This window comes from Pseudomonas boreofloridensis, assembly GCF_030580795.1.
GTDB lineage: Bacteria > Pseudomonadota > Gammaproteobacteria > Pseudomonadales > Pseudomonadaceae > Aquipseudomonas > Aquipseudomonas boreofloridensis.
In genome coordinates, this window is record NZ_JAUQOQ010000043.1 from 1 (window position 1) to 2,010 (window position 2,010).

General features: G+C 58.7%; 1 protein-coding gene. It reads left to right on the forward strand.

Features of this window, described 5'->3' with window-relative positions:
• Positions 1–2,010: immunoglobulin-like domain-containing protein (locus Q6A47_RS22875; protein WP_369811597.1), on the forward strand; the 2,010-nt coding region annotated here is incomplete at both ends.

Consider the following 2,010-nt stretch of genomic DNA (forward strand, 5'->3'; position numbering starts at 1 on the left):
GCGTGATCACTTACACCGTCAGCCTGACCAACCCGGCTCAGACGCCGGTGACCGTGACCCTGTCCAACGGACAGACCATCACCGTTGAGGCAGGTAAGTCCAGCGGCTCGATTGATTTCCAGACGCCAGCGAATGACGTCTACAACAACGGCAGCACCGTTAACACGACGATCACCAGCGCTACCGGCGGCAACTTCGAGAATTTGGTACCGAATCCGACGCCAGCGCAGACCGTTATCAACGATTCTGTCGACACCACCACTGCCACGCTGACCGCCACCCCAAGCGTCACCGAAGGCGGTGTGATCACTTACACCGTCAGCCTGACCAACCCGGCTCAGACGCCGGTGACCGTGACCCTGTCCAACGGACAGACCATCACCGTTGAGGCAGGTAAGTCCAGCGGCTCGATTGATTTCCAGACGCCAGCGAATGACGTCTACAACAACGGCAGCACCGTTAACACGACGATCACCAGCGCTACCGGCGGCAACTTCGAAAATCTGGTACCGAATCCGACGCCGGCACAGACCGTTATCAACGACTCGATCGACACCACCACCGCCACGCTGACTGCGACGCCAAGCGTCACCGAAGGCGGTGTGATCACTTATACCGTCAGCCTGACTAATCCGGCTCAGACGCCTGTAACCGTCACCTTGTCCAACGGGCAGACCATCACCGTTGAAGCAGGCAAGTCCAGCGGCTCGATCGATTTCCAGACGCCAGCGAATGACGTCTACAACAACGGCAGCACTGTTAACACGACGATCACCAGTGCGACCGGCGGCAACTTCGAAAATCTGGTACCGAATCCGACGCCAGCGCAGACCGTTATCAACGATTCCGTTGACACCACCACTGCTACGTTGACCGCGACGCCAAGCGTCACCGAAGGCGGCGTGATCACTTACACCGTCAGCCTGACCAACCCGGCTCAGACGCCGGTGACCGTGACCCTGTCCAACGGACAGACCATCACCGTTGAGGCAGGTAAGTCCAGCGGCTCGATTGATTTCCAGACGCCGCCCAACGATGTTTATGTCAACGGCAGCACGGTCAACACCACGATCACCAGCGCGACCGGCGGCAATTTCGAGAACCTGGTCACCAATCCGACCCCTGCCCAAACTGTGGTCAGTGACAGCATCGATACCGTGACCGTCAACATCGCCAGCAACGGCAATGTGACCGAGGCCCAGCAACCGACCTTCACCGTATCCGTCAGTCAACAACTGGATCGCGATCTGACCGTCACCCTGAGCAACGGTGACAAGGTGGTGATCGCTGCTGGCCAGACCCAGGCGACCTACAGTCTGCCAGCCCAAGGCGATGACGTTTTCAAGGATCCAGGTTCCGTGACCGTGGGCGTCACCGATGCCAGCGTGCCAGGCAAGACCTTCGAGAATCTGCAGCTCGGCGGCGCGGCTACCGTGCAGATCACCGATACCGTGAGCGAAGTCGTTGCGACGCTCACTGCGGACAAGGCTACCGTCGCCGAAGGTGGGCAGGTTACTTACACCGTCACGCTGACCAATGCCCAAGGCTTGGATGTCACCGGTCATCAGGGCCTGACGTTCACGCTCTCGGATGGCACCAAAGTGACCATTCCGGCAGGCAGCGCCTCTGCATCGGCCACTATTCAAGCTGCTGACGATGTTTACGTCGGTGGTCAGCCTTCAATCGTTAACAAACTGGAGTCGGTCACCGGTGCGGATAACTTCGAGAAGTTGACCCTCGGCGACAACTCGATCACCACTACTGTTACCGATGAACCTGGCACTGGTACTCCAGGTGCTGGCAACGAAGGTGACAAGGTTTCCGTCACCATCGTTAGCAATGGCGATGTGAATGAGGCTCAGCAGCCAAGCTTCACCGTGAAAGTCAGCCAAGTCCTTGATCGTCCGCTGACTGTCACCCTGAGCAACGGCGATAAAGTCACCATCGCTGCAGGCCAGACCGAGGTTGAGTACAAGGCCCCGGCTCAGGGCGAGGACGTCTTCAAAGACG